Annotated in this window: 20 protein-coding genes; 17 read left to right on the forward strand and 3 right to left on the reverse strand. The window is 73.0% G+C overall.

The window, feature by feature from the left end:
• The coding region (locus tag E1262_RS26960) for an MFS transporter (protein WP_162606105.1) at nucleotides 1-284 on the reverse strand (284 nt) is incomplete at its 3' end.
• Between the two features lie 67 nt (nucleotides 285-351).
• On the opposite strand from E1262_RS26960, the gene E1262_RS26965 reads away from it, so the two are divergent.
• The 4 genes from E1262_RS26965 (at nucleotide 352) to E1262_RS26980 (ending at nucleotide 6,483) form a co-directional block, all read left to right on the forward strand.
• The gene (locus E1262_RS26965) at nucleotides 352-1,428 is read left to right on the forward strand and encodes an ArsR/SmtB family transcription factor (RefSeq protein ID WP_203454517.1); all 1,077 of its coding nucleotides are present in this window, start codon (nucleotides 352-354) and stop codon (nucleotides 1,426-1,428) included.
• Nucleotides 1,419-3,500, forward strand: a complete 2,082-nt coding sequence (locus tag E1262_RS26970) for a hydantoinase/oxoprolinase family protein (protein WP_132107446.1) — start codon at nucleotides 1,419-1,421, stop codon at nucleotides 3,498-3,500. Before E1262_RS26965 ends, E1262_RS26970 begins: the two co-directional genes overlap by 10 nt.
• Nucleotides 3,484-5,349: a hydantoinase B/oxoprolinase family protein gene (locus E1262_RS26975; protein ID WP_132107447.1), complete on the forward strand. Its 1,866-nt coding sequence runs from the start codon at nucleotides 3,484-3,486 to the stop codon at nucleotides 5,347-5,349. The genes E1262_RS26970 and E1262_RS26975 overlap by 17 nt, the downstream gene beginning before the upstream one ends.
• A 162-nt stretch (nucleotides 5,350-5,511) precedes the next feature.
• Entirely contained in the window at nucleotides 5,512-6,483 is a 972-nt protein-coding gene (locus E1262_RS26980; RefSeq protein WP_132107448.1) for an MHYT domain-containing protein, read from the forward strand.
• Here the strand turns inward: E1262_RS26980 and E1262_RS26985 are convergent.
• Nucleotides 6,447-7,181, reverse strand: coding sequence for a carbonic anhydrase (locus tag E1262_RS26985; RefSeq protein WP_132107449.1), 735 nt, complete (start codon nucleotides 7,179-7,181; stop codon nucleotides 6,447-6,449). The two genes, E1262_RS26980 and E1262_RS26985, sit on opposite strands and share 37 nt — an antisense overlap.
• A gap of 24 nt (nucleotides 7,182-7,205) precedes the next feature.
• Here E1262_RS26985 and E1262_RS26990 point away from each other — a divergent pair, with 24 nt between their 5' ends.
• The 7 genes from E1262_RS26990 to E1262_RS27020 all read left to right on the forward strand — a co-directional run bounded on the left by E1262_RS26990 (nucleotide 7,206) and on the right by E1262_RS27020 (nucleotide 14,316).
• Complete coding sequence (locus tag E1262_RS26990; protein ID WP_132107450.1) at nucleotides 7,206-8,381, forward strand: CaiB/BaiF CoA transferase family protein; 1,176 nt, start codon at nucleotides 7,206-7,208, stop codon at nucleotides 8,379-8,381.
• A 331-nt stretch (nucleotides 8,382-8,712) separates the two neighbouring features.
• On the forward strand, nucleotides 8,713-9,687 hold the full coding sequence (locus E1262_RS26995; RefSeq protein WP_132107451.1) for a carbamate kinase: 975 nt from the start codon (nucleotides 8,713-8,715) through the stop codon (nucleotides 9,685-9,687).
• Nucleotides 9,680-10,789, forward strand: coding sequence for a barbiturase (gene bar, locus E1262_RS27000; protein ID WP_132107452.1), 1,110 nt, complete (start codon nucleotides 9,680-9,682; stop codon nucleotides 10,787-10,789). Before E1262_RS26995 ends, bar begins: the two co-directional genes overlap by 8 nt.
• Nucleotides 10,790-10,825: 36 nt before the next feature.
• The gene (fmt, locus tag E1262_RS27005) at nucleotides 10,826-11,755 is read left to right on the forward strand and encodes a methionyl-tRNA formyltransferase (RefSeq protein WP_132107453.1); all 930 of its coding nucleotides are present in this window, start codon (nucleotides 10,826-10,828) and stop codon (nucleotides 11,753-11,755) included.
• Nucleotides 11,752-13,110 carry an RsmB/NOP family class I SAM-dependent RNA methyltransferase gene (locus E1262_RS27010; protein WP_238993069.1) on the forward strand — a complete coding sequence of 453 codons (1,359 nt, stop codon included), beginning with the start codon at nucleotides 11,752-11,754 and terminating at the stop codon, nucleotides 13,108-13,110. Before fmt ends, E1262_RS27010 begins: the two co-directional genes overlap by 4 nt.
• 1 nt (nucleotide 13,111) lies before the next feature.
• A complete protein-coding gene (locus E1262_RS27015) occupies nucleotides 13,112-13,672 on the forward strand; it encodes a GNAT family N-acetyltransferase (RefSeq protein ID WP_132107454.1) in 561 nt (186 codons plus the stop codon).
• A complete protein-coding gene (locus tag E1262_RS27020) occupies nucleotides 13,669-14,316 on the forward strand; it encodes an NUDIX domain-containing protein (protein WP_132107455.1) in 648 nt (215 codons plus the stop codon). Before E1262_RS27015 ends, E1262_RS27020 begins: the two co-directional genes overlap by 4 nt.
• Nucleotides 14,317-14,349: 33 nt before the next feature.
• On the opposite strand, the gene E1262_RS27025 is transcribed toward E1262_RS27020, so the two are convergent.
• Nucleotides 14,350-18,750 carry an alpha-L-fucosidase gene (locus E1262_RS27025; protein ID WP_132107456.1) on the reverse strand — a complete coding sequence of 1,467 codons (4,401 nt, stop codon included), beginning with the start codon at nucleotides 18,748-18,750 and terminating at the stop codon, nucleotides 14,350-14,352.
• Nucleotides 18,751-19,240: 490 nt separating this feature from the next.
• On the opposite strand from E1262_RS27025, the gene ald reads away from it, so the two are divergent.
• From ald to E1262_RS27055, 6 genes are read left to right on the forward strand one after another with little or no spacing between them, the layout of a single operon-like run.
• A complete protein-coding gene (gene ald / locus E1262_RS27030; protein WP_132107457.1) occupies nucleotides 19,241-20,356 on the forward strand; it encodes an alanine dehydrogenase in 1,116 nt (371 codons plus the stop codon).
• A gap of 40 nt (nucleotides 20,357-20,396) precedes the next feature.
• On the forward strand, nucleotides 20,397-21,377 hold the full coding sequence (xerD, locus tag E1262_RS27035) for a site-specific tyrosine recombinase XerD (RefSeq protein WP_132107458.1): 981 nt from the start codon (nucleotides 20,397-20,399) through the stop codon (nucleotides 21,375-21,377).
• Nucleotides 21,378-21,406: 29 nt separating this feature from the next.
• Nucleotides 21,407-22,321: a ParA family protein gene (locus tag E1262_RS27040; protein ID WP_420810563.1), complete on the forward strand. Its 915-nt coding sequence runs from the start codon at nucleotides 21,407-21,409 to the stop codon at nucleotides 22,319-22,321.
• Nucleotides 22,318-23,169 carry a segregation and condensation protein A gene (locus E1262_RS27045; protein ID WP_238993070.1) on the forward strand — a complete coding sequence of 284 codons (852 nt, stop codon included), beginning with the start codon at nucleotides 22,318-22,320 and terminating at the stop codon, nucleotides 23,167-23,169. Before E1262_RS27040 ends, E1262_RS27045 begins: the two co-directional genes overlap by 4 nt.
• Entirely contained in the window at nucleotides 23,132-23,722 is a 591-nt protein-coding gene (gene scpB, locus E1262_RS27050; RefSeq protein WP_132107460.1) for an SMC-Scp complex subunit ScpB, read from the forward strand. The genes E1262_RS27045 and scpB overlap by 38 nt, the downstream gene beginning before the upstream one ends.
• Complete coding sequence (locus E1262_RS27055; RefSeq protein ID WP_132107461.1) at nucleotides 23,715-24,449, forward strand: pseudouridine synthase; 735 nt, start codon at nucleotides 23,715-23,717, stop codon at nucleotides 24,447-24,449. Before scpB ends, E1262_RS27055 begins: the two co-directional genes overlap by 8 nt.
• Nucleotides 24,450-24,455: the final 6 nt, after the last annotated feature.

Here is a 24,455-nt window from a genome sequence, read left to right on the forward strand (position 1 = left end):
ACCCCCAGCCGCCCGGTCGCCGCCAGCACCGCGACCACCCCGGCGAGCCCCGCCTGCACCGCCACGCCGCGCCACAGCAGCCCGGCCCGGTCGTGCCGGTCGACCAGCGCGCCGGCCGGGAGCGAGAACAACAGCCACGGCAGGTAGGTCGCCGCGGCGACGACCGAGACCAGCCGAGGATCCCGGGTCAGGGTCGCCGCCAGCAGCGGCACGGCGGCCGCGAACACGCCGTCGCCCGCGGCGGTGAGGCTGGTCGCGGCCGCGAACCGGCGGTAGGGAGCCATGCCGGCGATCGTCACCGGGCCGCCGGTCCGGGCGGCACCATGTAGCGCTCTGCTACACAGTGGGACCATGGCGCTGACGGTCGAGCTGAGGGTGGACGACCTGGCGGCCACCCGGTTCGCGGTGTCGCCGCTGTCGGAGACCGTGGCCGCGCTACGGCAGCTGGCCGGCGAGGACCGGCAGGCCGTGCACGAGCCCTGGCTGCGCTGGGCCCGCGCCGAGCTGGCCCGGGCGCCGCTGGCGCTGCCGCTCACCTGGCCGCTGCTGTTCGGCACCGGGCCGGGCTGGCCGGAGTTCCTGGTCCCGGCGCCGGCCGGACCGGGCGGATCGATCGACGACGATCTGGCCGCGCTGCGCCGCACGCCGGCCGAGAACGTCCGCGCCAACCTGCGTCGCCGGTACGGAGACACGCCGGAACCGGCGGCCGTCGCCGCCCTCGCCGCCGACCCGGCCGCCGGCCTCGACGAGCTGGCCGCAGAGCTGCGCGCCGCCCACGACCGCCTGGTCGGGCGGCACTGGCCGCGCATCCGCGCCGTGCTCGAGGCCGACGTCGCTCATCGGGCCCGGCGGCTGGCCCGCGGGGGAGCGGCGGCGCTCTTCGCCGACCTGCACCCGGACCTGAGCTGGCGCGACGGCCGGCTGCGGCTGGGCGGCGACCGCTGGCGCGAGGACTCCGCCGTCGACCGCGGGCCGGGTGGGCTGGTGCTGATGCCGGTGGTGCTCGGGTCGGCGTACGTGCTGATCAAACGGCGCACGTCGACCCAGACGACGGTGCGCTACCCGGCCCGCGGCGCCGGGGCGCTGTGGAGCGTGCGGCTCGGCCCGCCGCCCGCCGGCGCGACCGTCCGGCTGCTCGGGCGAGCCCGGGCCGCGCTGCTGGACGCGCTGCGTTCGCCCGCGTCGACCACCGATCTCGCCCGCGCGCTCGGCGTCACGCCCAGCGCCGTCGGCCAGCACCTGCGGGTGCTGCGCGAGAACGGGCTGGTCGCGGGGGAGCGGCACGGCCGGTCCGTCCTCTACCGCACGACGGCGCTCGGCGCGGCGCTGCGCGACGGAGCGGTTCACGACGGCGACGGCTCACCGTTGGCACCAGTTGCCGACGCCGGGCACGGCGCGCCGCCGGTTGAATCGTCCGCATGTCCATGATCCGCATCGGCATCGACACCGGCGGCACGTTCACCGACGTCGTCGCCGTCGACGAGGAGACCGGCCGGCAGGCGAGCACGAAGACGCCGTCGACGCCGGCCGACCCCGCCGAGGGCTTCATGGCCGGCATCCACAAGATCCTCGCTCGGCTCGGCGCCGACGCCGCGGACGTCGCCGCCGTCGTGCACGGCACCACCGTCGCGACGAACCGGCTGCTGGAGGGGAAGGTCGACCGCCTCGGCTTCGTCACGACCGAGGGGTACGCGCACGTGCTGGAGATCGCCCGGCAGTCGGTCCCGGACGGCTACGGCAACAGCTACTTCTGGGTGAAGCCGCCGCGCATCGTCCCGGCGGACCTCGTCCGCACCGTCGGGGGCCGGCTCGCCCACGACGGCAGCGAGCTCCGCCCGTTCAGCGAGGACGACGCCGTCGCCGCCGCCCGGTTCTTCCGCGACCGCGGCATCGCCACCATCGGCGTCTGCTTCCTGCACTCCTACGCCAACCCCGAGCACGAGCTGCGCATGCGCGACGTCCTCGCGCGGGAGCACCCGGACGCCGTCGTCTCGATTTCGGCCGAGGTGCTGCGGGAGTACCGCGAGTACGAGCGAAGCGTGACGACGCTGGTCGACGCCGCGGTGAAGCCGAGCATCGCCCGCTATGTCCGCACCATCGCCGACCGCCTCGCCACGCTCCGCGACACCGGCGAGCCGCCGCCCTTCTACGTCATGAAGTCCAACGGCGGCGTGCTGTCGGCCGACGAGGTGGTCCGGCAGCCGATCTCGACGGTGCTGTCCGGCCCGGCGGCCGGCGCGCTGGGCGCCGCGGTCGTCGCCCAGGCGGCCGGGTTGGCCAGCGTCCTCACACTGGACGGCGGCGGCACCTCCACCGACGTCGCGGTCGTGGTCGACGGGCACCCGGCGCTGACGACGGAGGGCAGCGTCGGCGCCTACCCGAGCAAGATCCCGATGATCGACGTCGTCACCGTCGGCGCCGGCGGCGGGTCGATCGCCTGGCTCAGCCCGGAGGGCACGCTCAAGGTCGGCCCGCGATCGGCCGGCGCCGATCCGGGCCCGCTCTGCTACGGCACCGGCGGCACCGAGCCGACCGTCACCGACGCGCACCTGCTGCTCGGCCGGATCCCGCCGCACCTGCTCGGCGGCGAGATCCCGCTGGACATCGGCGCCGCCCGATCCGGCATCACGGAGCTGGCCGGACGCCTCGGCCTGACGCCCGAGCGCTGCGCCGCCGGCATCCTGGAGATCTCCGCGTGGAACCAGGCCAACGCGCTGCGCCAGGTCACCGTCACCCGCGGCATGGACGTGCGCGACTTCCACCTGGTCAGCTTCGGCGGCTCCGGATCGCTGCTGGCCTGCCGGCTGGCCGACGTGCTCGGGCTGGCCGGTGTGCTGGTCCCGCCGGACCCCGGCAACCTGTCCGCGTATGGCCTGCTGACGGTCGACGTGCGCAACGACTACGTGCGGACGGCGGTCGCACGGCACGCCGTGGTCGACCCGGACGCCGTCGGCAAGATCTTCGACGACCTGCGCGCCGAGGCCGACGCCGCGCTGGCCCGCGAGGGCTTCCCGGCGGGAGAACGGCGGTTCCTGCGCACCGCCGACCTGCGCTACTTCGGCCAGGCCTACGAGGTGCGGGTCGACGTCCCCGACGGTCCGGTCACGACCGCGCTCGCGGACGCGGTCGCCGGCGCCTTCCACGCCGCCCATCGCCGGCTCTACGGGTACGACTTCGCCCGCGACGCGCGGCAGGAGGTCGAGTGGGTGAACCTGCGGGTCACCGGCGTCGGCCCGATCGCCCGCCCGGCGCTGCGGGTGGCGCCTGGCGGGACGGGGGCAGCGCCGCGCACGTCCCGTCCGGTCGACTTCGGCGACGGGCGGACGGCCACCGCGATCTACGACCGCACCGCGCTGGGCGCCGGCGACACCGTCGCCGGGCCGGCCGTCGTCGAGGAGTTCGGCTCCACCGTCCCGGTCCACCCGGGCTTCCGCGCCGTCGTCGACGCGCACGGGAACCTGCTGATCACCCGGGAGGCGCCCGATGAGCCGACCGACTGATGTCGTGAGCATGACCGCCGACCCGATCCTGGTCGAGATCGTCGAGGGCTACCTGACGTCGGTCGAGAAGGAGGTCGAGACCGCCATCGGACGCACGTCGCGCTCGCCGATGATCCGCGACGCGCACGACTACCGCGCCGGCATCCACGACCGGCGGCTGCGCAAGCTGACCGGCCGCTCGTACTCCGCGCTGGTGCACCCGGTGGTCCGCGACTACCCGATCGGGACGATGCGGCCCGGCGACGTGTTCTTCCACAACGACGTCTACCTGTCCGAGGGCGGCATCGGGCACCTGCCGGACCTGTGCGTCACCGCACCCGTCTTCCACGACGGGGAAGTGGTGGCGTTCGTGCAGGCCTTCGGGCACCACGACGACATCGGCGGCACCGTGCCCGGCTCGATGCCCTCGCACGCCACCAGCGTGTTCGAGGAGGGCCTGATGGTCCCGCCGATCCGGCTCTGGGACCAGGGCGTGCCGAACGAGGCCGCGCTGAAGATCATGACCCGCAACTCGCGCATGCCGGAGTCGCTGGCCGCCGACCTCGACGCCGAGTGCGCCGCCTGCCTCATGGGCGCACGCCGGCTGGCCGAGCTGTTCGAGCGGTATGGCCGCGAGGACGTCGAGGCCTGCTTCGACGCGATCCTGGACAAGACGACGCAGACGTTCCGCCGGGAGATCCTGGCGAAGATCCCGGCCGGCACGTACGTCTGGGAGGACTACGCCGAGCACGACGGCGTCGACCCGCCGAAGCTGCACACGCAGCGGATGACCTTGACGAAGCTGGACGACCGGCTGGTCATCGACTTCGCCGGCACCGGGCCGCAGGCGAAGGGGCCGATCAACCACTGCGGCGACTACGCCGACGGCGCGTTCCTGAAGAAGTGGCTGGCTCCGATCCTGCGCAACCTCGCCGACTCGCCGGAGCGGATGGCCGAGCTGGAGGTCAACGAGGGCGTCGTGCCGCTGATCGAGCTGCGCTTCCCGCCGCCCGGCACGCTGCTGACGCCGGTGTTCCCGGCGCCCACGAACGCCCGGACGTTCGTGATCCTGCGGCTGCTCGGCGTGCTGGCCGGCGTACTCGCCAAGGCGGTCGACGGGCGGATGCCGGCGGACCAGGAGACGATCCGCTACACCGGCGTCTACGGCGACGACCTGGATGGACGGCCGTACCTCATGCGCGAGGTGCTGGGCGGCGGGTCGGGCGGGCGGTACTACGCCGACGGCGAGGACACCATCCACGTGGTCCCGGACTCGCGGAACCTGCCGACGGAGTTCAGCGAGTCGCGGTTCCCGTTCGTCGTCGAGAAGCTGGGGCTGGCGGTCGACTCCGGCGGGCCGGGCCGGTACCGCGGCGGCCTCGGCTACGAGAAGCACATCCGGATGCTGCGCGACGCGCACTTCATGTCGATCGCGGACCGGTCGATCCTGTCCTGCTGGGGCGTGCGTGGCGGGCGGGCCGGGCGGCCGTTCTCGGTGACGATCGACCCCGGCGGCCCGCACGAACGCGAGGTCGACGCGCTGGCCGACGCCGAGCCGGTGCGGGCCGGCGAGGTGATCCGGATCCGGACCACCGGCGGCGGTGGCTGGGGCGACCCTCTGGACCGGCCGGTCGACGAGGTGCTGCGCGACGTGCGCTGGCGGAAGGTGTCCCTCGACGGGGCCGGCGAGGACTACGGCGTGGTGATGCGCGGGCCGCTGGACGATCCGGTCGTGGACGACGGGGCGACGGCCGCGCTGCGGGCAGAACGGCGGGCGGCGCGCACCGGCGACGAGCCGTTCTTCGACCGCGGCCCGGGCTACGCCCGGCTGTCCGGCGGCGCCACGTTCGCCGCCGTCGACCGGCTCTGAGGCCTCCCTCACGGCAAAGCGGACACATCTGGTATTGACGACAATAGTGTCGGTATCCCATGCTCCCCCTGGTGGCTACCGCGAGATGCCACCACGTCGCTATTCAACCGGGGGGCTGAATTGCTGTCGGCAACGAGTGAAGTGGATCATTTCACCCATGGTGTGACCACGCCGGCGATCGGGTACGTCTTCATGGTCATGGCGGCTGTGATCGGGCTGATGTGCACCGTTCGTGCGAGGGCTTCCACCGGTGGTGCGCGGCGCAACTGGCTGATCACCGGTGCGGCGTCGCTGGCCGCCGGGATCTGGACGCTGCACTTCATCGCAATGCTGGGATTCCGGGTTTCCGGCAGCCCGGTGCGCTACAACGTATCGCTCACCTTGATCAGTTTGGTCGTCGCTTTCCTCGTGGTCGGCGGCGGCGTGCTGATGGTCGGTTACGGGAAAGATCGAAATCGCGCCCTGCTGTTCGGCGGGCTGGGCACCGGTGTGGGCGTCGCGGCCATGCACTACAGCGGCATGGCCTCGGTGCAGATCAACGGGTCGATCCACTACCGGGCCGACCTCGTGGCGGCCTCGGTGGCGATCGCCGTCCTGGCGGCGACCGCGGCCCTGTGGCTGGTGTTCACCATCCGCAGCCTCGGCGGCGCGATCGCCGCCGCGCTGGTGATGGGCGTCGCCGTGAGCAGCATGCACTACACCGCGATGGCGGCGGTGTCGGCCGAGGTCGCGGAGCCGAGCGACCTGGTTCCGGGTGCATCGGCGACGGAGTTCCTGGTGCCGTTCACGATCGGGCTCGGTGCGGTGCTGCTGGCCGGCTTCACGGTGATCGCCGTGTCGCCGGTCGAGCTCGCCCCGCGCGAGGACGACGAGGACGACCTGCCGGTCGAGGAGAGGGAGAACCTGTTCGTGCGGCCGGCGCGCCCGGAGCCGCCGGTGTCGCCGTCACTGCCCGCCCAGCATCGGCGGACGCGACCGCCGGCACCGCAACCCGTCGCGGTGCGCGCCGCCGCGCGGCGTGACATCCGGCCGCTCCCCGTGCGGCCGGTGCGCGACGACGGGCACGACCGGCCGACGCCGGCCGACCCGCCGGTCGTTCAGAGCTGGCTGACGCGGCCGGACGCGAGGTCGTAGACGCCGGCGACGACGGACGTGCGGCCGTCGGCGACCGCCTCGCGGACGATCGGCGACGCGTCGGCGAGCGCCGCCGCGGCGCTGCGGGCCTGCGCCTCGACGCAGGCGGCGAGGTACGCCGCGTCGTCGCCGCCGGCGCTCACGCCACGGACGGCCGGCTCGATCGCCTGGACCAGCGCGGCGATCGAGCCGTCGGGCGCCGGGCCGCCACGGACGACGTCGACGGTGGCCGCGACGGCGCCGCAGCCGGCGTGCCCGAGCACCACGACGAGCGGCACGGCGACGTGCTCGACGGCGTACTCGATGCTGCCCAGGACGGCGTCGTCGAGAACCTCGCCGGCCGAGCGGACGGTGAACAGATCGCCCAGCCCCTGGTCGAACACCAGCTCCGGCGCGACCCGCGAGTCAGCGCAGCTGAGGACGCAGGCGATCGGGTGCTGACCGGCGACCAGCGACTCCCGGTACGGCCGGTCCTCGTGCGGGTGCCGCGGCTCGCCGTTCGCGAACCGCTCGTTGCCCGCCGCGAGCGCCGCCCAGGCGTCGTCGGCGCTGGTGGGGACCGGCTCGGGGGTGGAAGTGGTGGCGGCGTCAGCGGTGTCGTCGGACGACGAGCAGCCGGCGAGCCCCGTCGCCGTCAGACCGAGAGCACCGAACAGGCCGAGGGCCCCACGCCGCGACAACCGGCGGTCGTTGATCATGGTCGCCCAGCGTAATCTGTGACGATGGCCGACACGCAGGAGTTCGCCGATGCCGGACCGCTCGCCGGCTACGTGGTCGTCGACCTCAGCCGCGCGCTGGCCGGGCCCCACGCGGGCATGATGCTCGGCGACCTCGGCGCCCGCGTCATCAAGGTCGAGGCGCCGGGCCACGGCGACGAGTCGCGCACCTGGGGTCCGCCGTTCCTCGGCCCCAACGACCAGCCGGTGTCGTCGTACTTCCTGTCCTGCAACCGCAACAAGGAGTCGGTCACCGCCGACCTCAAGTCCGAGGCCGGCAAGGAGCTGCTCACCCGGCTGGTCGAGCGGGCCGACGTGCTGATCGAGAACTTCCGCACCGGCGTCCTCGAGCGCCTCGGCTTCGGCGTCGAGCGGCTGCACGAGATCAACCCGCGGCTGGTCGTGCTGTCCATCACCGGGTTCGGGCCGGACGGCCCCGAGGCGGGCCGGGCCGGTTACGACCAGATCGCCCAGGGCGAGGCCGGCATCATGAGCCTCACCGGCGAGCCGGGCCACCCGGCGAAGGTCGGCGTCCCGATCGGCGACCTGCTGGCCGGCATGTACGGCGTGTCCGGCCTGCTCGCGGCGCTGCTGGAGCGGGAACGGACCGGCCGCGGCCGGGTGGTGCGCACGTCGCTGCTGTCGGCGCTGGTCGGCGTGCACGCGTTCCAGGGCACTCGGTGGACGGTGGCCGGCGAGCTGCCGCACGCCATCGGCAACCACCACCCGTCGATCGCGCCGTACGGGCTGTTCAACGCCGCCGACGGCGCGCTGCAGGTCGCCGTCGGCAACGACGTCTCCTGGCGCGCGTTCGCCGCCGTCGCCGGGCTCGACCCGGACGACCCGCGGTTCGCCACCAACCGGCTGCGGGTGCAGCACCGCGACGAGCTCGTCGCCGAGATCGAGAAGGCGTTCGCCGCGCACCCGCGTGACCACTGGCTGGCCCGGCTCGACGCCGCTGGCATCGCCAGCGGCAAGGTGCGCAGCCTCGACGAGGTGTACGAGTGGGAGCAGACCCGCTCGCAGGGCCTGCTGGTCGACGTCGAACACCCGCTGCTGGGCACCGTCCAACTGCCCGGCCCGGCCGTCCGCTTCGACGACGCGCCGCCGAAGCGGCACGCCGCGCCGCCGCTGCTGGGCGAGCATGACGAGACGGTACGTGCCTGGCTGGCGGAGGGCTAGCGGGCTGCCGGGGCTCCGTCAGCTTCCCGCGTTGATCTTGGAGTTGTTCGGCTCTCGCGGGTGAAATGTCCGATGGATGGCCGAACAACTCCAAGATCAACACTGGTGTGGCGGCCTAGCGGCTGAGCTCGCGCGACAGCGTCGCCAGCCGGTGAGCCTGGTGTCCGGCGGGAAGCCGGTGCCGGCCATGGGCACCTCCGGGGTCGACGGGTGGCCGGGACCCATCATGCCCGGTGGCGCGGGACGGATCGGCGATCGTTGCCGAACGGCGGGGGCCGATTGGGCGAAGATCACCGTCGTGGCGGGCGGGGCGGGTCCGTAGGCTCGGCGCGTGCGGGTGCTGATCGCGCTGGGCGGCAACGCCATGACGTCGGAGGACGGGCGAGCGCGGCCGCGCGACCAGGTCGCCGCGGTCACCGCCGCGATGGAGCCGGTGGCCGACCTCGTGGCCGCCGGCTACGACGTCGTGCTGACCCACGGCAATGGGCCGCAGGTGGGGAACCTGCTGGTCAAGAACCAGCTCGCGGCGAGCGTGGTGCCGCCGGTGCCGCTGGACTGGTGCGGCGCCCAAACGCAGGGGACCATCGGCTTCATCGTCGTGAACGCGCTGGAGCGGGCGCTGGCCGCGCGTGGGGTGCGCCGCCGGGTGGCCGCCGTCGTCACGCGGACGCTGGTCGACGCCGCGGACCCGGGGTTCGCCCGGCCGACCAAGCCGATCGGGCGGTACCTGCCGCGCGAGGAGGCCGCGCCGCTGATCGACCACGGCGAGACCTGGGAGGACCGCGGGCCGCGCGGCTGGCGGCGGGTGGTCGCCAGCCCGGAGCCGCTGGAGGTGCTCGACGCGCCGGCGGCGGCCGCGCTGCTGGCCGCCGGGTTCGTGGTCGTCGCGAACGGGGGCGGCGGCGTTCCCGTCGTGCGCGCGCCGGACGGGTCGATCCGCGGCGTCGAGGCGGTCATCGACAAGGACCTGGGCGCGGCCCTGCTCGGCCGGGCGCTCGGCGCCGAGGCGCTGATCATCGCGACCGACGTCGACGGCGCCGTGCTCGGCTTCGGCACCCCGCACGAGCGCGCCGTCGGCACCGTCGACGTCGCCACCCTGCGCGGTTACGCCGCCGAGGGGCACTTCGCGTCCGGGAGCATGGGCCCGAAGGTCGAGGCGGCCTGCCGGTTCGTCGAGCAGGGCGGCCGGCGCGCCGTCATCACCACGCTCACTCGAATCGCCGAGGCCGTCCGCGCGGACATGGATGGGGCCGGGACGACCGTACTGCCAGCAGACATCACACGAGAGGTGGCCGGGCATGCCTGAGCCGATCGAGGTCCGCAAGGTGCCGATCACGCACGTCAGCGACGCTTCCGGGCTCGCGGAGCTGATCGACTCGGGGGTCATGGAGGCCGACCGCGTCATCGCCGTCGTCGGGAAGACCGAGGGCAACGGCGGGGTCAACGACTACACGCGGATCATCGCCGACCGCGCCTTCCGCGAGGTCCTGGTCGAGAAGGGCGCGCGGACGCCGGAGGAGGTCAAGCAGATCCCGATCGTGTGGTCCGGCGGCACCGACGGCGTGCTCAGCCCGCACGCGACTGTGTTCGCGACGCTCTCGGCGGCCTCGGCCGAGGCGACCGACGAGCCGCGGCTGTCCGTCGGCTTCGCGATGAGCGAGCCGATCCTGCCCGAGGAGATCGGCCGCCGCGGCATGATCGAGAAGGTCGCCGCCGCGGTCCGGGTCGGCATGGAGCGTGCGGGCATCACCGACCCCGCCGACGTCCACTACGTGCAGACGAAGACGCCGCTGCTGACCATCCACACCATCCGCGACGCCAAGGCGCGCGGCAAGGCGGTGTGGACGGAGAACACGCATGAGTCGATGGACCTGTCCAACGGATGCACCGGCCTGGGCGTCGCGGTGGCGCTGGGCGAGATCTCCATGCCGGACGACGACGCGGTGCTGCACGACCGGTCGCTGTACTCGTCGGTCGCGTCCTGCTCATCCGGCGTCGAGCTGGACCGGGCGCAGGTCGTCGTGGTCGGGAACGTGCGCGGCGTCGGCGGGCGGTACCGCATCGGCCACTCCGTCATGCGCGACGCGATCGACGCAGACGGCATCTGGGCGGCCATCCGCGACGCCGGGCTGAAGCTGCCGGACCGGCCGCACCCGGACGACCTCGACGGCCGGCTGGTCAACGTGTTCCTCAAGTGCGAGGTCAGCCAGGACGGCGTCGTCCGGGGCCGCCGCAACGCCATGTTGGACGACTCCGACGTGCACTGGCACCGGCAGATCAAGGCCGCGGTCGGCGGCGTCACGGCGTCGGTGACCGGCGACCCGGCGGCGTTCGTGTCGGTGTCGGCCGCCCACCAGGGCCCGGACGGCGGCGGCCCGGTCGCCGCCATCGTCGACCTCGGCGAGTGAGCGCGGCGGGCCTGCGGCCGGATAGGCTCGGCGCTCATGCGCGTGCTGTTCGCCGGAACCCCGGAGGTCGCCGTCCCGTCGCTGCGGGCGGTGCTCGGGTCGCGGCATGAGGTGATCGCCGTCCTGACGCGGCCCGACGCGCCGGCTGGGCGGGGCCGGAAGCTGACCCCGTCGCCGGTGGCGGAGGTCGCGGCCGAGGCGGGGGTGGAGACCCTCAAGCCCCGGCGCCCGCGCGACCCGGAGTTCCTCGAGCGGCTGGGCGACCTGGCGCCGGACTGCGCGCCGATCGTCGCGTACGGCGGGCTGATCCCGAAGACGGCGCTCGACGTGCCGAAGCACGGCTGGGTGAACCTGCACTTCTCGCTGCTGCCTGCCTGGCGCGGCGCCGCGCCGGTGCAGCACGCGGTGCTGGCCGGCGACGACATCACCGGCGCGTGCACGTTCCAGCTGGAGGAGGGTCTCGACACGGGGCCGGTGTACGGCCTGGTCACCGAGGAGATCCGCCCCACCGACACCAGCGGCGACCTGCTGTACCGGCTGGCGCTGTCCGGCGCCGACCTGCTGGTGCGCACGCTCGACGGCATCGAGGACGGGTCGCTGCGCCCGCAGCCACAGCCGGCCGACGGCGTGTCGCTGGCGCCGAAGCTGACCGTCGAGGACGCACGGGTGGATTGGACGGCGCCGGCGCTGCGGGTCGACCGCGTGGTTCGCGGCTGCACGCCCGCGCCCGGCGCCTGGACGACGTTCCGGGGCGAGCGGCTGAAGCTGCGCCCCGTCACCATGGAACGCGGCCGCGACGGCCTGGCGCCCGGCGAGCTCGTGGTCGAGAAGTCCGGCGTCCGCGTGGGGACCGGCAGCCACGCCGTCGTGCTCAGCGAGGTGCAGCCGCAGGGCAAGAAGGCGATGCCGGCCGCCGACTGGGCCCGCGGCGTCCGGCCGGAGCCGGGGGAGCGACTCGGCGCGTGAGGCGCGAGAAGGGCGACTCCTCCCGCGAGGCCGCGTTCGACGTCATGCGCGCGGTCTCCGCCGACGACGCGTACGCCAACCTCGCCATGCCCGCGGCGCTGCGCCGGCACGAGCTGCGCGGCCGCGACGCCGGTCTGGCGACGGAGCTGGCGTACGGGACGCTGCGCGGCCAGGGGACGTACGACGCGGTCGTCGCGGCGTGCGTGACGAGGCCGCTGGCCGACCTCGACCCGCCGCTGCTGGACGCGCTCCGGCTCGGCGCCCACCAGCTGCTGGCCACGCGCGTACCGGCGCACGCGGCGGTGTCGACCAGCGTCGACCTGGTCCGCCGGCACGTCAACGAGGGCGCCGCGCGGCTGGCCAACGCGGTGCTGCGGCGGGTCGGCGAGCGCGACCTGGACGGCTGGGCGGCCGAGCTGGCGCCGTCCCGGGACGAGGACCTGGCGGGCTACCTGGCCTTCCGGCACGCCCACCCGGCGTGGATCGTCCGGGCGCTGCGCGACGCCCTGGGCGGCGACGATGCGGAGCTGGAGGCGGCGCTGCGCGCGGACAACGAGCCGGCCGAAGTGAGCGTCGCCGTCCGGCCCGGCCGGGCCACCGTCGAGGAGCTGGTCGAGTCCGGCGCGCGGCCGGCCCGCTGGTCGCCGTACGGCGCCGTCGTCGAGTCCGGGACGCCCGCGCGGCTGGCCGCGGTCCGCGAGGGCCGCGCCGGAGTGCAGGACGAGGGCAGCCAGCTGGTCGCACTCGCGCTGGCCACTGCGCCGGTCGAGCCGCCGGATGAGCGCTGGCTCGACCTCTGTGCCGGGCCGGGTGGCAAGGCGGCACTGCTCGCGGGCCTGCTCACGCAGCACGGCGGCCGGCTGCTCGCCGTCGAGCAGCACGAGCACCGCGCCCGGCTGGTGGCGCAGGCGCTGGCCGGCGACCCCGGCGAGCACGAGGTGCTGGTCGGCGACGCGACGCAGCCGAGCTGGCCCGAGGCCGACTTCGACCGAGTGCTGCTGGACGCGCCGTGCACCGGGCTCGGCGCACTGCGGCGGCGGCCCGAGGCGCGCTGGCGGCGCCGTCCGGCCGACGTCGCCGGGCTGCGGCGGCTGCAGGCCGACCTGCTCCGTTCCGCGCTGTGGTCGGTCCGCCCCGGCGGGCTGGTCGCGTACGTCACCTGCTCTCCGCACCTGGCCGAGACGGTCACCGTCGTCGACGACGTCCTGAGCGGCCGGGGCGACGTCGAGCGGGTCGACGCGCGGCCGTACCTGCCCGGCGTCCCCGACCTCGGCGACGGGCCGGACGTCCAGCTGTGGCCGCACCGGCACGGCACCGACGCGATGTACCTGGCGCTCCTGCGGCGGACGGAGTGAGATGACCCTGGTGAGGTACGTCTACGAACTGGCCGGCGACGGCGACGCCGCAGCCATCGCGGAGCTGCACGTGCGGAGCTGGCGGTCGGCCTACCGCGGGCACGTCCCGGACGCGTTCCTCGACGACGGCGACCTGGCGGGCCGGCAGGCCGGCCGCTGGGCCGGCCGGTTCGCCGACCGCGACGGCACGATCACGGTGGTCGCCCGCGATTCAGGGCTGGCAGTGGCCGGGTTCGCGCACACCGTGCTCGACCACGATCCGCGGCTGGGCAACTTCCTCGACAACCTGCACGTCCGGCCGGACCTGAAGCGCCACGGCATCGGCCGCCGGCTGCTGGCCGAGACCGCGGTGCGGCTCCACGACGCCGGCGCGCCGGACCGGCTGTACCTCGAGGTGATCGAGACCAACGAGGCCGCGCGCGGGTTCTACGAGGCGCTGGGCGGCGTGGAGACGGAACGCCGCACAGACCGCTTCGGCGACCAGGACGTGCCGATCCTGGTGTACGCGTGGGATTCGCTCGACCCACTGGCCGCGCCGCTGCGCCTGGGGCCGTCGTCGTGAGCGGGCCGGGCGCGCCCCGCGACGAGCCGCTGAGCTGGCCGGTCACCTCGTCCATCACCGGCTTCGTGGGCCGGGTCATCGCCGTCCGCAGCGACACCGTCCAGTCGCCCGTCGATGGGTCGGAGTTCGTCCGCGACGTCGTCGTGCACCCCGGCGCGGTCGCCGTCGTCGCCGTCGACGACGAGGACCGCGTGCTGGTCGTGCGGCAGTACCGGCACCCCGTCGGGCTGCGACCGGTCGAGCTGCCGGCCGGGCTGCGCGATGTCGACGGCGAGCCGCCGCACGAGGCGGCCGCCCGCGAGCTGTACGAGGAGGGGCACGTGCGGGCGGGGGACTGGCGGGTGCTGGTCGACCTACTCACCTCGCCGGGCATGACGGACGAGGCGATCCGGGTGTTCCTGGCCCGCGGCATCGAGACGCTGCCCGACGACGCCCGGTTCGCCGGCGTCGCGGAGGAGGCCGACCTCGGTGTCGCATGGGTGCCATTGGACGACCTCGTCGCCGCGGTCCTGGCCGGCGACGTGCAGAACGCGACGCTGTGCGCCGGCGTGCTCGCCGCCTGGGCGGCCCGGCGCGGATCCGGCTACGACGCGCTGCGACCGGTCGACGCGCCCTGGCCGGCCGGCGACAAGCCGGGCCGGTGACAGAGCGCGCCGGCGTCCACCTGGCCACCGTCGCTACGATCCACCGGCCGGGAGACCGCGCACTTCGACCTCCGCGAGCGACAGGGGATCGGTGGCCGACTCGAGCTGGATACGGACATGACGGCCCCTGGTGCCCTCAGGTAGCTCCACGACCGACGGCCGGCCCGCGGGTCCGGCCACGCGGACGGCGGTGACACCCGGTGCCGTGCGGGCCTCGTCCAAGGAGTCGGCCGTGAACGGCTTCTCGCTGACCATCACCCAGAAGTTGCTCAGCCGCTCGGCACAACAGTCGGTGCGGTTGTAGATGCCGACGGTCTCGATGGCCGCGGAGACGCCCAGGTCGACCTGCCACCAGGCCTGGTCGGAGGGCTCGGCGGTGTGCGTGACGGAGTTGGCGCCGTAGGCACCGTCCTCGTTGCCGTCGACGGCGCGTTCGGGAATCCCGCCCCACGCCAGGGACGCCTGCGCCACCGGCTTGCCCAAGGACAGGTTCGGCAGGGCGACTGTCACGTTCGCGTGCGCGGCGGTCGAGAGCCCGCCGATGGTGGTGGTGACGGTCAGGCCGTACTCGGCCGACGCCGCGTCGTCCGGCACGGTGACGGTGACCGGCACCGTGTAGGTCTCATCGGTCTCGAGGCCGGGCACGTCGTGCGTAATCGGGCTGACCATCCACCCCGGCGGGGCGGTGACCGTCAGCTCGCCGGGCTGGCTGGGCAGCGGCGACGGGTTGACCACGGTGGCCGTGGCCGTAGTCGTCGTGCCCGCGGCGATCTCCTCCGGGGCGGTGAGCGTGGTGCGGGGGAGGGCGCTCACACCCGGATTCTCGATCTTGAAGACGAACGCGTGCTCACTGCTGGTCGCGTCCTCGCCGGCGGCCAGCATGCGGACCTCGACGGTGCCGCCGTCGGTCCGGCTCCACGGCAGCGTGCCGTCCGAGCCGAGCAGGGTGACCCGGGTCTCGTCGCCGAACGGCAGGTCGCCGCCCAGGGTCAGGGTGTCGCCCGGCCAGCTGAGGGCGATGGCGTAGAGCGTGCCACCGCTGACGGTGTAGCGGACAGGCACCGCGGAGGCCGGCTCCTCGGCCCGGTTGAAGTACGTGGTGCCATAGATGGCCTCGCCGTTGACGTCCAGCCACGCGCCTATGTCGCGCAGCCGCTGCTCCTGCAGCGCCGGGATCCTGCCGTCGGCCTGGGGACCGACGTTCAAGAGCAGGTTCCCGTTCTTGGAGACGATGTCGATCAGCGAGTCGACCAGCTCGTCCGAGGTGAGGTAGTCCTCGATCGGCTCGTTCCGGTTGTACCCGTACGAGTGCGCGATGCCGCGGCTGGACTCCCACTTGTTGGGGTCGATGTCCGGCTTGACCGTGTACTCCGGGGTCTGGAAGTCCAGCTCCGGCGAGTCCAGCGCGCCTGTCTGGATCTTGCACCGGTTGGCGACGGCGACCTCCTTGGGCTCGGGCCTGTTCTTCGCCCCGTTGTAGAACTCGGCGAGTACCGGCGCCATGCGCCAGTAGTCCGCCGGCTTCTCCCACTGACCGTCGCACCACAGGATGTCCGGGTCGTACCGATCGATCAGCTCACGCACCTGGGGCAGCATGTACTCGTCGACGTAGTCCGATACGGCGGGGGCGCCGGTGTAGGGAACCGTCTCGCCCGTGTACGGGTTGCGAACCGGGTTGCCGGTGTACGACGGGTTGAACCATTCGTAGAGCGAGTAGTAGAAGCCGGCCTTGAGGTCGGTGTGCTCCCGGGCGGCGGCGAACAGCTCCCCGGCGAGGTCGCGCCGCGGCCCGAGATCGACGGTGTCGCGCCCACTCACGTGCGAGTCGTACAGCGCGACCCCCTCGTGGTGCTTGCTGGTCAGAACGAAGTAGTTCGCGCCGGCGTCCTCGAAGAGCCGCACCCACGCCTCGGGATCGAACTCCTCCGCCCGCCATTGGTCGATGAACCGATCGTAGGGAACGTCGGCCCCGTACGTGGTGCGGTGGTGGGCGTTCGTCGGGCTGCCGGAGCTGTTCATGTAGTTCCAGTACCACTCGGCGTAGGAGCCGCGCGGGCCCCAGGCCGGCACTGAGTAGGCGCCCCAGTGGATGAAGATGCCGAACTTGTCGTCGTGGAACCACTGCGGCGTCTCGTGGCTGTTCAGCGAGGCGACCGTGGGCTGGTAGTCCCATGCCGGCCGGTCGTACTCCGCGAAGTGGTCGGCCACCTGCTCCGGGCTCAGCGCCTCGTCCCAGGTGAGCATCTCGTCCAGGTCGCCGAAGAGCGAGGCAGCCGGGGTGCCGATCGAGCGCAGCGGCAGCGGGATCGACGCGGCGATCGTTCCGACGCGCTGCCCGTCGGCGTAGAGGGAAGTGTCGCCGGGGGTGGCGACCCACGTCAGGTGAACCCAGCGACCCGCGGGGAGCGTGAACTCGAAGGAGTAGTCGGCGACCCCGAACCGGGTGAATCCGACCTTGCCCGTGCCGGCCTGGCGCAGCTTGAGCGCGCCGTCGTTCGAGGCCAGCAGCACCTGGTCGGCGGTATCGGCGGACAGGTTGACCCAGGCAGACACCGTCCACGGCTCGGTGACGTCGACACCGCCGAACCCGACTCCGTCACGTCGGTGGTCGAACCGGAACGCCTCGCCGTCGACGCCGCCGTCGACCACGGTCGGGTTGTTGATGATGTAGCTGGTGCCGGGCAGGTCGCCGGCGACGTCCTCGACCATGATCGTGTTGCCGGGGCTGCCGGCCCACGTCCAGCCGGAGGGGTAGTCGGCGTGGTCGAAGGTCCAGCGGTGGCTGGGCCGGCCGTCGTCGACGCGCGGGGTCGTCGGAAGCGGCCGCACGCCGACCGGGTCGGCCAGCGCCTCCACACGGCGGGTGAACTCGGCGACCGTGTCCGGTGCGGTCGAGCCGTTCCACGAGCGGTCGGCCAGCGCCACCCGGCCCAGCGCCATCAGGTCCTCGAAGTACTGGTCGTCGGCCCAGAAGTTGTAGTCGGCCCAGCTCGGCATGCCGGAGCCGAGCATGTCCGGCGCGGTGCTCGGCGCCCAGGTCTCGTAGATCCAAGGCACGTCCGGGTAGAGGTCGTGGTAGTTGTTCGGCGTCAGATAGAAGGGCCCGATGGCGATCTCGTCGTGCCCGGGGATCTCCGGCTCCGAGCTCTCGTTCTCCCAGGTGAGATGGACGACAGAGGGGTTGACGTCCTGCTGCGGGGAGCTCATGTTCTCGACGCCGCTGAAGATGGCCGTGCGGGCTCCGTTCGCGGTGATGACCTCGTCGAGGACGTTGATGTAACGGCTGAGCAGGTCGCCCAGGGTGTCCAGCTCGGGGTCCGCGGCGATGGTCTCCTGCACCTTGGGGCACGATGCCAGCTGGCCGGGCAGCTCGTCGGCGCCGACGGAGAACAGCGGGGCGTCGAACCAGCTGGAGAATTCGGCCACGATCTCCTTCGTCTTCTGCACGGCCGCCGCGCTGGTCATGTCGATGATCCAGTTCGCGGTCAAGTGAGAGTGCGTGTGCGCCCCGGTGCACGCGTTCGCGCCGGAGCCCATGCCGATGTCGAAGGTCTCGCTGAGGTGGGTGGCGTGCCCTGGTACGTCGATCCCGCCCATGATCTGGACGTGGTGCTCTGCGGCCAGCGCCTTGAGCCGCTCGATGTCGGCGCGGTCGTAGGAGCTGCCCGGGTCGGCGAGCCCTGGGAACCGAGGGCTGTTCAGCCGGAAGCCCTCGGACTCGGACAAGTGCAGGAACAAGGTGTTGAGCTTCACCTGGCCCATGCGCCGGATGAGGTTCTCCAGGTACTCCATGGACCAGTACCGGCGCCCGGCGTCCAGCTGCACCATCCGGACGGCTTGGGCGGGCACGTCGGTCGCCGTCCCCGCTGGCACGTCGCGGTGGTGCGGGTCGGTGCTCAGCAGTTGCAGCAGCGTGCGCGAACCGTAGTAGAGACCGTGCGTCGTGGCCGCCTCGATCACGATCGGCCCGTCCGTGCTGTCCCACCGGTAGCCCTCGGCGCCGAGGCCGGCGTCGTCGACGAGCCGCAGCACCACGTCCCCCGGCCGTGGATGCTGGACGGCCCGGGAGACGGGGAGGGTGATGCCGGTGACCTCGGCCAGCTCGTCCCGCAGCAGCCGGGCCAGGTCCTGTGTGGTCTGTGTGACCGGGCCGGGGAACTCTGCCTCGCCCGCCGGCAGCGCCGTCAGCGCCCGCGCCGCCGGGTCGATGAGCAGCCGCGACGTGTCGTCCAGGCGCACGACGCCGTCGCCGCCAGCGGCCCAGGCGACCGGGCGCGGGATCACCGCGTCGATTCCGGTGGGCGCGCCGGCAGCCTCGGTCGCCGCCGCCGGGTCGTTCAGCGTCTGTGCCTCGGGGCTGCCGGCGGCGGCCGTCGCCGCCAGTACGGAAGCGAACGTGGTCGCCGCAGCGACGAGGTACCTCAAGCGCGGCATCGGCCTGTTCCTTCCTGGACGGCGGTGGCGAACGGAGTGGCCAATGGTCGGAGCATTGTCGGCATCTCGCCTCTCCTCGGGCCTGGCACGCGTGAGCGGTGACTTGAGGACGCACTCCGGAGGTGGGCCGGTCCGAATGGCGCCGTGGTCATCTCGTGTTGAGCGAACTTGCGCGATCTGAGGCTAAACCGTGCGATACCGGGCCGTCTAGGGTCGATTTCTCGATTCGCAACATGGTGCGCGGACACCGGATAGATCGGATGTCTTGTGGGACTGCTCGCGTTCACCTCGTCGGCTGCGCCACGATGGGGCGAGCGTGCTCGACGGCGCCGCGGCGCATCACGACGAGCGCGGCGGCGGAAACGGGGATCACACTAGTCATGACAGGACCGAGACGGCAGGACGCGAGTCGACTTAGACTCGGGCCGCCGTCCACACGGGGGCGGCGGCCCGACAGCGTCGTCGGGAGTACGGAAGAGGTGGACGCCTAGTGCTGGTCGGCATACCTACCGAGGTCAAGAACAACGAGTACCGCGTGGCCATCACGCCGGCCGGGGTGCACGAGTTCGTCCGCAACGGTCACGACGTGCTGGTGCAGGCCGGCGCCGGGCTCGGCTCGTCGGTGCGCGACGAGGAGTACCTCCAGGCCGGCGCTCGGATCGCGCCCGACGCCGATGCCGTCTGGGACGCCGCCGACCTGGTGCTGAAGGTGAAGGAGCCGGTCGCGGAGGAGTACCACCGCATGCGCCGCGACCAGATCCTCTTCACCTACCTGCATCTCGCGGCGTCGGAGGAGTGCACGCAGGCGCTGCTCGACTCCGGCACCACCGCCATCGCCTACGAGACCGTCGAGACGGCCGACGGCCACCTGCCGCTGCTGGCGCCGATGAGCGAGGTCGCCGGGCGGATGGCGACGCAGGTCGGCGCGCACGTGCTGGAGCGGGCGCAGGGCGGCCGCGGCATCCTGCTGGGCGGTGTGCCGGGAGTGAAATCGGCCAAGGTGGTGGTCATCGGCGCCGGGATGGCCGGCATGAACGCCGCCGTCATCGCGATGGGCATGCAGGCCGACGTCTGGGTGCTGGACAAGAACGTCGCCCGGCTGCGCGACGTCGAGGCGTTGTACGGCGGCACGGCGCAGACCATCGCGTCGAACCTGTTCGAGATCGAGAACGCCGTCGTCGACGCCGACCTGGTGATCGGCGCCGTCCTCGTGCCCGGGGCGAAGGCGCCGAAGCTGGTCTCCGACGAGCTGGTGTCGCGCATGCGCCCGGGCAGTGTGCTGGTCGACATCGCCATCGACCAGGGCGGCTGCTTCGAGAACTCGCGGCCCACCACGCACGACGACCCGACGTTCCGGGTGCACGAGTCGATCTTCTACTGTGTCGCCAACATGCCCGGCGCGGTACCGCATACCTCGACGTACGCGCTGACGAACGTCACGCTGCCGTACGCCGTCGAGCTGGCCAACCGGGGCTGGCGCGACGCCGCGCGAGCCGACGCGGCGCTGGCGAAGGGCGTGAACGTGCACGACGGCGCTATCGTCTACGAGCCGGTCGCCGAGGCGCACGGCCTGCCGTCCGTCCCGCTGGAGAAGGTCCTGCATTAACAGGTCCAAGCACCAGCGACATCCACGGGAGCCGCCACCGATGGACACCACCGAGTCCGCGCTCGAGCGTGCCGTCCGCGGCTACCTCGACCACCTCGCCGTCGAGCGCGGGCTGGCCGCCAACACGCTCGCCTCCTACCGCCGCGACCTGCGGCGCTACACCGAGTTCCTGCGCGACCGCGGCCGCGACGCGCCGGAGAAGGTCGAGGAGGAGGACGTCACGGCGTTCCTGCGCAGCCTGCGCGAGGGCGACGAGGGCCGGGTCGCGCTGGGTGCCAGTTCGGCGGCGCGCACTGTGGTCGCCGTCCGGGGGCTGCACCGGTTCCTGCACCGCGAGGGGCTGTCCGACGGCGACCCGGCCGGGGCCGTCCGCCCGCCGACGCCGCCGCGACGACTGCCCAAGGCGATCCCGCTGGCCCAGGTCGAGCGGCTGCTGGAGGCGGCCTCGGTGGGCGAGGGACCGCGGGTGCTGCGCGACCGCGCGCTGCTCGAGGTGCTCTACGGCTGCGGCGCGCGCATCTCCGAGGCGGTCGGCCTCGACCGCGACGATCTCGACGCCGAGACCGGGACCGTGCTGCTGCGCGGCAAGGGCGGCAAGGACCGCGTCGTCCCGCTGGGCAGCTACGCCTGGGAGGCCGTCGACGCGTACCTGGTCCGGGCCCGGCCGGTGCTGGTCGGGACGGGTCGGGGGACGCCGGCGCTGTTCCTCAACGCCCGCGGCGGCCGGCTGTCGCGGCAGAGCGCCTGGTCAGTGCTGCGGACCGCGGCCGCGCGGGCCGGGCTGTCCACGACGGTCACCCCCCACACGCTGCGGCACTCCTTCGCCACCCACCTGCTGGAGGGCGGGGCGGACGTCCGGGTCGTCCAGGAGCTCCTCGGGCACGCCTCGGTCACGACCACCCAGGTGTACACGCTGGTGACCGTCGACCAACTCCGTGAGGTCTATGTGGCCGCACACCCGCGTGCCCGCAGCTCTGCGCCGCCCTCGCGAGGTAGGCTCCCGTCCCAGGACGAAGCGTAGAAGGCCACTCAAACGACCATCGAGGAGCTCTGAACGCCGTGGCACCCTCGAATCCGGACGCCGCGGGCGTGCTGCCGTTCGACACCGAGCCTGAGCTCGATCTCGGACCCACGCGCCGTCCCCCGGTCGACTTCCCGAAGCCCAAGCGGCTGGACCACCACGGCCCGGCGCGCATCGTCGCCATGTGCAACCAGAAGGGCGGCGTCGGCAAGACCACCACCACGATCAACCTCGGCGCGGCGCTGGCCGACTACGGCCGCCGGGTGCTGCTGGTCGACTTCGACCCGCAGGGCGCGCTGTCCGTGGGCCTCGGCCTCGACGCGCACGACCTCGAGCTGTCGATCTACAACGTCCTGATGGACCCGTCGCTGCAGGCGGGCGACATCATCCAGAAGACGCCGATCGAGGGCATGGACCTGCTGCCGGCCAACATCGACCTCTCCGCGGCGGAGATCCAGCTGGTCACCGAGGTCGGCCGCGAGCAGGCCCTGGGCCGCATCCTGAAGCCGCTGGCCGCCGATTACGACCTCATGCTCATCGACTGCCAGCCGTCGCTCGGCCTGCTGACGGTCAACGCTCTCACCGCGGCCGACGGCGTCATCGTGCCGCTGGAGTGCGAGTACTTCGCGCTGCGCGGCGTCGCCCTGCTGCAGGAGACCATCGAGAAGGTCCGCGACCGCCTCAACCCCCAGCTCGAGATCGAGGGGCTGCTGGCCACCATGTACGACTCCCGGACGGTGCACGGCCGCGAAGTGCTGTCGCGGCTGGTCGAGGCATTCGGCGACAAGGTGTTCCACACCGTCATCGGGCGCACCGTCCGGTTCCCCGAGACCACCGTTGCCGGCCTGCCGATCACCAGCTTCGCGCCGTCCTCGCGCGGCGCCTCCGCCTACCGTCAGCTGGCCCGTGAGGTCCTGGCCCGCTGGGAGCCGGCCCGCCCGTGACGGACGCCACCACCCTGCTGATCGAGCCGGAGCAGCCGGAGCAGGACGAGAGCTCGAAGTTCGAGGTGCACCTCGAGAACTTCGAGGGGCCGTTCGACCTGCTCCTCACGCTCATCGCCAAGCACAAGCTCGACGTCACCGAGGTGGCGTTGTCGCAGGTCACCGACGAGTTCATCGCCTACATCAAGGCGTCTGACTGGGACCTGGACGAGACCAGCGAGTTCCTCGTCGTCGCCGCCACATTGCTGGACCTCAAGGCGGCCCGGCTGCTGCCCAGCGGCGAGGTCGAGGACGAGGACGACCTCGCTCTGCTCGAGGCGCGCGACCTGCTGTTCGCCCGGCTGCTGCAGTACAAGGCGTACAAGGAGGTCGCCGGCGTGCTGGCGGCCCGGCTGGCCGACGAGTCGCTGCGCTTCCCGCGCGCCGTCGGCCTGGAGGAGCGGTACGCCTCGCTGCTGCCCGAGGTCGTCGTCGGGCTGGGGCCGGAGGAGCTGGCCATGCTGGCGGCCAAGGTGCTCACCCCGAAGCCTCCGCCGCTGGTCGGCCTGGCCCACCTGCACCAGCCGCGGGTGAGCGTCCGCGAGGAGGCGCTGGTCGTGGTCGACCGGCTGCGCCGCTCCCGCGTCCTGACGTTCCGCACGCTGACCGCCGACTGCCAGACGACGCTGCACGTCGTCGCCCGCTTCCTGTCGTTGCTGGAGCTGTACCGCGAGAAAGCGGTCGCGTTCGAGCAGGTCGTCGCGCTGGGTGAGCTGACGGTGCGATGGACCGGTGACGACGACGAGGACGTCGCGGTCGGCGACGAGTTCGATGAGGAGGGCACCGTTGACGCAGCCGACGCTGACTGACGACGAGCCGAGTCTGCGGGCGGCGGTCGAGGCGATCCTCCTGGTCGTCGACGAGCCGATCGACGTCGTCACGCTCGCCCAGGTGCTGGAGCGGCCGCGCGGCGAGATCGCCGACGTCCTGGAGGAGCTGCGCGACGAGTACGGCAGGCCCGGGCGCGGCTTCGAGCTGCGCGAGATCGGCGGCGGCTGGCGGTTCTACACGCACGCCTCCTGCGCGCCCGTCGTCGAACGGTTCGTCCTCGACGGCCAGCAGGCCAAACTGACCCAGGCCGCGCTCGAGACGCTCGCCGTCGTCGCCTACCGGCAGCCGGTCAGCCGGGCGCGCGTGTCCGCCGTCCGGGGGGTCAACTGCGACGGCGTCATGCGCACTCTCATCGCCCGCGGATTGGTCGCCGACGCCGGAGTTGATTCAGAGTCTGGCGCGATCCTGTACCGCACCACGTCATACTTCCTGGAGCGCCTCGGCATGGCCTCGATCGACGAGCTGCCGCCGCTGGCGCCGTACCTGCCCGACGCCGACGCCATCGAGGACCGTGACACCGAGAATGCCTGACGAGGGTGTGCGCCTGCAGAAGGTGCTCGCGGCGGCCGGGGTGGCCAGTCGCCGCGCCAGCGAGGAACTGATCGCGGCCGGCCGGGTCGAGGTCGACGGCGAGGTCGTGCGCACGCTCGGCACCCGGGTCGACCCCGCCACCGCCGTCATCAAGGTCGACGGCTCGCGCATCACCACCGCCGAGGCCGGCCTGGTGTACCTCGCGCTGAACAAGCCGGTGGGCGTCGTCAGCACGATGAACGACCCCGAGGGCCGGCCCGACCTCACCGGCTACGTCCGCGGCCGCCGCGAGCGGCTGTTCCACGTCGGCCGGCTCGACGCCGACACCGAGGGCCTCATCCTGCTCACCAACGACGGCGAGCTGGCGCACCGGCTGGCGCACCCGTCGTACGAAGTGCTGAAGACCTACGTCGCCGAGGTGCCGGGGCCGGTAGCGCCGGGTCTCGGCCGCGAGCTGCGGGCCGGCATCGAGCTGGAGGACGGCCCGGTGCGGGTCGACTCCTTCCGGGTCGTCGGGCGGGCCGGCACCCGGGTCATGGTCGAAGTGGTGCTGCACGAGGGCCGCAAGCACATCGTCCGCCGGCTGCTCGAGGCCGTCGGCCACCCGGTGAAACGGCTGGTCCGCACCCACGTCGGCCCGGTCGCGATGGGCGACCTGCGGCCGGGCAACACCCGCGCGCTGACGAAGGCCGAGATCGCCGCGCTGTACCACGACGTGGGGCTCTGACAACCC

It is taken from the genome of Jiangella aurantiaca (genome assembly GCF_004349105.1).
Classification (GTDB): Bacteria; Actinomycetota; Actinomycetes; order Jiangellales; family Jiangellaceae; genus Jiangella; species Jiangella aurantiaca.